This is a genomic window from Pirellulales bacterium (assembly GCA_019694455.1).
GTDB lineage: Bacteria > Planctomycetota > Planctomycetia > Pirellulales > JAEUIK01 > JAIBBY01.
Genome location: JAIBBY010000103.1, coordinates 1 through 7,473, shown reverse-complemented (window position 1 = coordinate 7,473; position 7,473 = coordinate 1). Strand labels below are relative to the sequence as shown.

The following is a 7,473-nucleotide window of genomic DNA, read 5'->3' as shown; positions in this document are numbered from 1 at the left end:
TTGCTCATCCGTGACTTCGACATCGTGTCGCTTGGCCATCAAAAGTCTCCTTTCGAAGGCACGTCCTAACCCAACTCCTTACACAGTGGAAGGTTAGTTTACGACGGTTTTGAAACGAGCTCTAGTCAATACGGCTATCAACTGATGCCGTTGCCGTACGCCGATGCGATGGCGCTCTTGGATCGCGAGATTCACGATTTTGTCATTCCGTCCTTCAGCTATAGCGTGTCCCCGCCCGGGCCGGCCGCGCCGCTGCACACCGTGGCCACGCCCATGATTCTGATCGCCAATACCGAGGTGTCGTCCGCCGCGGTCGAGCGACTGGCCGAGGTGTTGTTCGACGGCGATTTCGCCCGCATGGCCAACTTGCCGCCGGTCGATCCGCAGCGCGTTTTGCGGATGCACGATTTTCGCGTGCATCCGGGTATGCAATTTTACTTGCGACGCGGCCAGCCCGTGGTGAATGGCGAGTTCATGAGCAAGATGGAGGACATGCGCAGCTTTCTGGTTTCCGCGGCGGTCTCGCTTTTCTTGTTTCTGCGCTGGTATCAAGGTCGCCGGCTGAGCAAGTTTGAGGATTATTACGACGCCGTCACCGAAGTCGAAAGACAGGCCATCGCCCGCCAGGAGTCTGGCGAACTGACCCTGCCGCTCTGGGAGCAGCTTGGGCGTCAGCTCTATCGCGCCAAGGCTGACGTGCTAGACAAGCACGCCTCAGGCGCGCTGGAAGGAGGCGCGGAGCTTCAGTGCTTTCTGGCCCATGTAAATGACGTGCGCGCGTGCCTGGTGGCGCTGCGGCCAGACGACCCCTCGCGCTCGCGTGCGCAGGCTACCGAGACTTTGGAACAAACCGCCGCGACAAGCGACTGAGCGCAGTGAGATTCGCAAGCCGTCAACTGGCTTGCCGCCAAGTAGTCGCCGACCGCGCAGGAGATTTTCCCCAATGAGGGCCGCGCAGCACATGACCACTTGGCGCGACTTGCGGACCGATTCGCCCCACATGATGACCGTCCCAACTATGGGCGGCGATCGACTCCAGAATCTTCTCCGCGACGACCAACGCCGCGCGTCCCTGTTCGCCAGAGACTTGCGGCGCTCGACCACGTTGGATGCTGTCGGCGAAGTCCTCCAGCTCGGCGGTGATCTGGTCATGCGCCGGCGCTTGGAAGTGCTCGATCGGCAGCAAGTCGTCGAACAGGTGATCTTTCAGCCGTTCCACCTGTTCGCTGGTGAGCTGCGACACGTTGAACGTGCGTTCGATGATGGAGCGATGGGGTCGCACCATCGTTCCAGAGCGGCTCGCCAGATCGAGGCTCGCAAAGCCGCGCTCGCTCCACACCTGCACCTGTCGCTTGGCCTCATAACTGGCGCGCGACGCGCTCAGCGTCACCACGGCTCCATTGTCGAACGACAGGCGGGCGTTGGCGATGTCTTCCGCGTCGCCGAACACCGAGACGCCAACCGCCTCCACGTTCCGCAAGGGAGATCGCACCAGCGCCAGCGCCAGGTCGATGTCGTGAATCATCAAGTCGAGCACCACGCCAATGTCGGTCGAGCGGAATTTGAACGCGCTGGTGCGCACCGCCTCGATGTATTTGGGATCAAAGCACTCGGACTGCGCGTGCATGAACGCCGGGTTAAATCGCTCCACATGACCGACTTGCAACACCGCGCCATGGCGCCGCGCCAAGTCGATCAACTCATCGGCCTCGGCGATGCTGGCCGTGATCGGCTTTTCGATCAGCAAATGGATGCCATTGGCCAACAGTTGCGAGGCCACCTCGTGGTGTCGCCGTGTCGGTGTGGCGATCACCGCAGCGTCAACGCGCCCCAATATCTCTCCATAATGCACGCACGGCCAAATGCCATGCGCCTCGGCGACCGAGCGGCGATTGCCTTCCACCGGATCGACGACCGCCACCAATTGGAACGCCGGCAACGTGCTGAGCAACCGCGCGTGAATTCGGCCCAGATGCCCCGCGCCGACTACCGCCACCTTAAGCTGGTTCATGCCGCTCTCCGCAACTCGCGAGCGCGCCCGTGACGCCCCGTTTGTTGATATTCCACGAATTCCAACAGGTCAGTCACCGGCGATTGCAATTGCTCGTGCGCGCGCAGTATTTCGCGCGCATGCTCCAGGCCCACTTTGGCGCGGTACAGCAGGCGATGCGCGGTGGCCAAATTATGAATCGCCTCGGGCGAAAAGTGATTGCGCTTCAGCGCCACCACGTTGATGCACCTGGGCCGCGCGGGCGTGCCTTCGGCCAGCATGAACGGCGGAACATCGTGCAGCACCCGACTGAGCCCGCCGACAAAACTGTAGCTGCCAATGGTGGTGTAGTGATGCACCGCCACGGCGCCAGAAAGCGATGCGTGGCTATGGATGTGAACGTGCCCGCCCAGCAGCGTGCCGTTGGCGATCACGATATGGTCGCCCAGTTTGCAGTCGTGCGCCACGTGCGAGCACGCCATGAAGAAGTTGTGGTCGCCGATCGCGGTCAACCCATCCTCTTTCTCCGTGCCGCGATTGATTGTCACCGACTCGCGAATGATGTTGTAGTCGCCGATCGCGACCCGTGTCGGGCTGCCGGTGTAGCTGATGTCCTGCGGCTCGCCGCCGATCACCACGCCGGGATATATCTTGTTCTCGCGGCCGATCGTCACATGCCCCATCACGGTGACGTGATTGAGCAGTTGAGTGCCGCGGCCAATGCGCACATGGGGGCCAATAACGCAGAACGGGCCAATTTCGACGTCGTCGTCGATCTCGGCATGTGGATGTATCGACGAATTGTCGGCTACTTGAATTGCCATCGGACGCGCTCCTTCGCGACCGCCGGCCCGCCATGTCTGGCGAGCAAGGGTATTTCATAATGTGTGCGTCAAGCGGACCGTCTCCAGCCACCGCGCAGCTCCGCCTCGGTCAACAAGGCCTTGGCCATGTCGGCGTTCAGGCGGTGACCGCTGCGATACGCGGTGAACTCGCCCACAATGTCGCAGCCCGTCAACGCCAGATCGCCCACGACATCCAGCAATTTGTGTCGCGCGCATTCCTCGGGAAAGCGCAGTTCGTTTTCCAAGGGGCCTTCGTCGTCAAAGACCAACGCGTTTTGGTACGTGGTGCGCTTCGCCAGGCCTTGGCTGCGGAGCCATTCGGCCTCGGGTTGCAACAAGAACGTGCGGCTGCCGGCAATCTCTGCCCGAAAGGTCTCCGGCGTGAGCGTGGCGCGATAAATTTGCCGGCCGATGGGGCTGCTCAGGCCGTAATCCACGCGAAATCGAATATGGCAGCCGCGGTCAGCCGCTGGCCGCGCCTCGATCCAGGCGTCCTCATTGCCGATTCGCATCGGCTCACGCACCGCCAGCACCGGGCGCAGCGCGTCCTGCTCCACCACGCCCACGGAGTCCAGCGCCTGCACAAAGGCCAGGCTCGAACCGTCGCAACCCGGCATCTCGGGGGCATCAACCCACACCTCGCAGTTGTCGATGCGCAGGCCAGACAGAGCCGCCATGATGTGCTCGACCATCTCCACGCTGGCGCCGCGCGCCGTGAGCGTGGTGCGCCGTGGCGTCTCGATGCGATGGGCAATCGTCGCGGGGATTCGCCGCGCCGGTTGCAAATCGCCACGCACAAAGACGATTCCGGTGTTTACCGGCGCGGGTCGAAACTCAACCGCGACGTCTCGGCTGCTCCAAAATCCGAATCCCTCGACACGGGTCGAGTCGCTGAGCGTGCGTTGCGAACGAAGATGTTGATTCAAGGTGTCGGCTCGCGGCGAACAGATGATGCGACAAGAAGGACATTTGCGACAAGAATGTCGCTAACGATTGACAGGCGCCGATGGTCGCGGCAAAGGTTGACCTACGCGCGCCGGATGCCGGCTCTTGATTTGCGCGAGAATGTCCGGCGTGATGTCGACCGCTTGGTTGTAGTAGATCACCTGCTCGTTCATTTCCTTCATGATGTCTTCCGGATTGTCCGGATTGACTTGTTTGCCGGTGTACCGCAGCACCAAGACGATGCCGCGCTGGCTGCAGTAGGCTTCCACATCTTCCAGCACCTGCTGGTACGTGGAGAAGTACATCTTGCCTTCGTAGGTGATGAACTTTTGGTTCGCCTTCTTCACTTCGACTTGCAGCTTGGCGTCTTCTTGCGCGAGTTCCGATTCCAACTGGCCATATTCCGTGGTGCCAGGCTTGAATTCCTTGAGCTTTTCGGCCTTGGCCTTCAAGTTGTCGCGCATTTGGATGAGCTTCTTCTCTTCCATTTCCTTGGCGCGATCCATCTGCGCCTTTTGGTCTTGGAAGCTGGGATGATTCTCAAACAAATGCAGCAAATCGATCACTGCAACCGGAGAGGAAATGCGTGTCCCGGCGCTGGCCGGCTGAGGCGCCGACGCGCGGAAGTTCTGCGCCGGCGCGCCGACAGGCGCTTGTGCCGGAAAGGGACGGGTCTGCGGTTGGGCAAATGCTGATGCGGCCGAAAACAATAGGCCGCTGGCCACGAATGCGGCGCAACGAAGAGTGCGTGTCACCGGTAACGCTCCTGCTAGGTTTCCCGGACCATCCATGGACCGGTCGCAACGGCAACGCTTCGATCAAATCGCGAAGCGGCGGGCCAAAGCGGGCGGTATTGTGCCGAGAAGCAAGCGCTGGGTAAAGGGCAGAAAATCAGATGAAAATGCGTGGCCGGCGCCAGCGGAATTCGGGGCAATTGGGTGCAATGGCGGCGCGCCATTTTGACATTTACATGACGCAACCTTTGTTCCTATCTTCTGTGCCCCTCGATCCGCCAAAATCTTGTCGACCCGATGAGGAAACTGGACATGATCCGCGCTATTGCCTTGGCCGTTGCCTTGCTGTCGACAAGCCTGCTGCAAATGGTCACGGCCACCGATTTCAAGATCACCAGCCAGGTTTATGTCGCGGATCGTGAAGAGCCGGTGAGCCAGAACATTACGCTCTTTCGCGCTGGGCTGGTTTACGATTTTCTGTCTCTGCCCGAGAGCATCACAATCTTTGATGCGCGTCGCGGGTTGTTTGTGCTGCTCGACCCGGCTCGCCAGGTTCAAACCGAGATTCCCACGCGCGAAGTGGCCGCCTACAACGAAGAACTCAAACAGCATGCGCTGGCCCATAAAGACGCGCTCCTGCGCTTTCTGGCCGAGCCAAAATTTCAAGCCGCGACCCCGAAACGCGGTGTCCTTGAACTCACCAGCCCCAATATGACGTATCGTGTCTCCATTCGCGCCTGCAACGACGCCACGGCGCTGCGTCAGTATCAAGAATTCTCCGATTGGTACGCGCAGTTGAACACGGTGGTCAATCCTGGCTCGGCGCCCCCCTTCACTCGCATTGCCTTGAATCGCGCGTTATTCGAGCGGCATGTGCTGCCGATGCAGGTGGAGCTCACGATTGTGCCGGCTGCGGCGCCCGCTCCGCGTCGCGAGGTCAAGCTGCTGAGCAAGCATACAATCGCCTGGAAGATCTCCGGCGAAGACCTGCGACGCATTGACGAGGCAGGCCAGTTGCTTACAAGTCTCGCCAAAGTCTCGTTCGAGGAGTTTCAGCGCGGTCCTGAGCAGCAACCAACGCCTCAGGAAACACGCAAAACTCCGGAAGTGGCGCGGCAGCGCGGCGCCATCACCCGTTAACCGCCTGCTGGCCTCGCTCGGTCGCGGCGACTACGATGTTGAGCGTGCGTGTCCCACAGTTGGCGCGCCACTCGCCAGCGATTTCCACACATTGCCTCGGCAATGGCTGCCCGGGTCTCCTTGGGCTCACGTCATCGTATAGGACCCCGACATGATGCGTTCGATTTGGTTGCTTGCACTCGCCGCGTCGATTTCCCTTGCGTCGTCCGGCGTGCTGGCCACCCAGTTTGAGTTGAAAGAAGGTCCCGACGGCGTCGAGGTCCTGCTCGACGGCAAACTTTTCACTCGCTACGTCAAGCAATCCGCGGGCAGGCCGATTTTGTTTCCAATCATCGGCCCAAGCGGCAAGCCGATGACCCGCGACATTGAGGGCGAAGTCAAGGACCATCCGCATCATCGTTCGCTGTGGTTTACGCATGGCGACGTGAATGGCGTCGATTTTTGGAGCCTGGGCAAGGGAAAGACCGAGCATCGCGAATTTCGAAAGATTGCCGGCGGCGACAAGGGCGTAATTACTGCGGTTGTCGATTGGATCGCCCCCGATGGGAAAAAGGTCTTGGAGGACGAGCGCACCTATATCTTTTCCGCGGACGGAGATGCGCGGCTGATCGACGTTTTCTTCACGCTCAAGGCCACTGATGGGCCGGTGAAGTTTGGCGACACTAAGGAAGGAACCTTTGGAATTCGCGTGCCCAATTTCGTTGCTCTCAATGCTCGACAAGGGGGGCATATCGTCACCAGCGAGGGATTAGAAGATCGCCGTGCCTGGGGCAAACCTGCCAAGTGGGTTGATTACCACGGCCCCGTCGACGGAGAAACGCTGGGTATTGCCATTCTCAATCATCCGGACAGCTTCAACTTTCCATGTCGCTGGCATGTGCGCGACTACGGGCTCTTTGCCGCGAATCCTTTCGGCAAGAAAGATTTTCCCCGCGTGGAAGGAACCGGCGGCGAGCACAATCTGGCGTCTGGCGAATCGCTCAAGCTGGGATATCGCGTTGTGCTGCACCAGGGAACCGACCGCGATGCGAAAATCGCGGAGCGCTTCAGCGCGTTCGAAAAGGCGCCGTTCGAGCCGGCGAACTAGCGGCGATAAAATTTCGCATCCATCAAATCTTCACTAGCTCGACTAGATTGCCGATAGCTTCTAGTGTCAGGGCAATGTAGCGAAGCTAGCCGCACAGCTTCCTACCCTGCGGCCAAGGATTGGCAACCATTTCACTCTGAAGGGAGTCGTCTTCAGCCGCTGGCTGTCTGCGAGCAGTCGAGTTCAACGCGTCCGGGACAAAAACCGGGGCGCGGTCCGCCTCGCGCTGCGTTTGGGCTTCGTTGCTCTTGGCGTCCGATTTCCGCGAAATTTCCTCCGTCCGATTAGAGGTTGACTGTTGCGCGGAAGTCATGTATACATTCATACACTACATCATACAGGGAGGTGAGCCATGCTGGTGCTATCCAGGAGAGAGAACGAGTGTATTAAGGTGGGCGATTCGATTGTCGTCACGGTCGTTCGCGTCAGCGGCGACAAGGTGCGACTAGGGATCGAGGCGCCCGCCAACGTGGTGGTTCTGCGAGGTGAATTGCAACCGCACGCCGTCAATATGGAAGTGATGATCACGGCAGCCGCCGGATAAGTCGGTTGCTCCCGACCAAAATTCAGGCGCGCCGCCGGTTTTTTCCGGCGGCGCGCCTGAGTCATGACATAAAGTCATTCGTCAGAATCTCTTTCGGGCCTTGCGTCCCCCTGGCGATTGACTTGCTGACACGCCGCATTTCTTTGACAAGTAGCTGGCACTTGGCTAAGCTCGACCGCACGTAAGTA

At 59.9% G+C, this 7,473-nt stretch carries 8 protein-coding genes; 4 read left to right on the top strand and 4 right to left on the bottom strand.

Annotated features, from left to right (window positions below; all coding sequences use genetic code 11):
- The first annotated feature begins 144 nt into the window (after positions 1-144).
- Positions 145-870 carry a hypothetical protein gene (locus tag K1X71_20775; GenBank protein ID MBX7075583.1) on the top strand — a complete coding sequence of 242 codons (726 nt, stop codon included), beginning with the start codon at positions 145-147 and terminating at the stop codon, positions 868-870.
- Between the two features lie 22 nt (positions 871-892).
- On the opposite strand, the gene K1X71_20770 is transcribed toward K1X71_20775, so the two are convergent.
- The 4 genes from K1X71_20770 to K1X71_20755 form a co-directional block, all read right to left on the bottom strand.
- Positions 893-2,011 (bottom strand): Gfo/Idh/MocA family oxidoreductase, encoded by a 1,119-nt coding sequence (locus tag K1X71_20770; GenBank protein ID MBX7075582.1) that lies wholly within the window; start codon positions 2,009-2,011, stop codon positions 893-895.
- A complete protein-coding gene (gene lpxA, locus K1X71_20765; GenBank protein MBX7075581.1) occupies positions 2,008-2,814 on the bottom strand; it encodes an acyl-ACP--UDP-N-acetylglucosamine O-acyltransferase in 807 nt (268 codons plus the stop codon). The genes K1X71_20770 and lpxA overlap by 4 nt, the downstream gene beginning before the upstream one ends.
- A gap of 68 nt (positions 2,815-2,882) precedes the next feature.
- The gene (gene lpxC, locus K1X71_20760) at positions 2,883-3,761 is read right to left on the bottom strand and encodes a UDP-3-O-acyl-N-acetylglucosamine deacetylase (GenBank protein MBX7075580.1); all 879 of its coding nucleotides are present in this window, start codon (positions 3,759-3,761) and stop codon (positions 2,883-2,885) included.
- Positions 3,762-3,821: 60 nt separating this feature from the next.
- Positions 3,822-4,535: an OmpH family outer membrane protein gene (locus tag K1X71_20755; protein MBX7075579.1), complete on the bottom strand. Its 714-nt coding sequence runs from the start codon at positions 4,533-4,535 to the stop codon at positions 3,822-3,824.
- Between the two features lie 291 nt (positions 4,536-4,826).
- Between K1X71_20755 and K1X71_20750 the strand changes: the two genes are divergently transcribed.
- The 3 genes from K1X71_20750 to K1X71_20740 all read left to right on the top strand — a co-directional run bounded on the left by K1X71_20750 (position 4,827) and on the right by K1X71_20740 (position 7,285).
- A complete protein-coding gene (locus K1X71_20750; GenBank protein MBX7075578.1) occupies positions 4,827-5,654 on the top strand; it encodes a hypothetical protein in 828 nt (275 codons plus the stop codon).
- A 151-nt stretch (positions 5,655-5,805) separates the two neighbouring features.
- A complete protein-coding gene (locus K1X71_20745) occupies positions 5,806-6,741 on the top strand; it encodes a PmoA family protein (GenBank protein MBX7075577.1) in 936 nt (311 codons plus the stop codon).
- A gap of 352 nt (positions 6,742-7,093) precedes the next feature.
- Positions 7,094-7,285, top strand: a complete 192-nt coding sequence (locus K1X71_20740) for a carbon storage regulator (GenBank protein ID MBX7075576.1) — start codon at positions 7,094-7,096, stop codon at positions 7,283-7,285.
- The last annotated feature ends 188 nt before the right edge of the window (positions 7,286-7,473 follow it).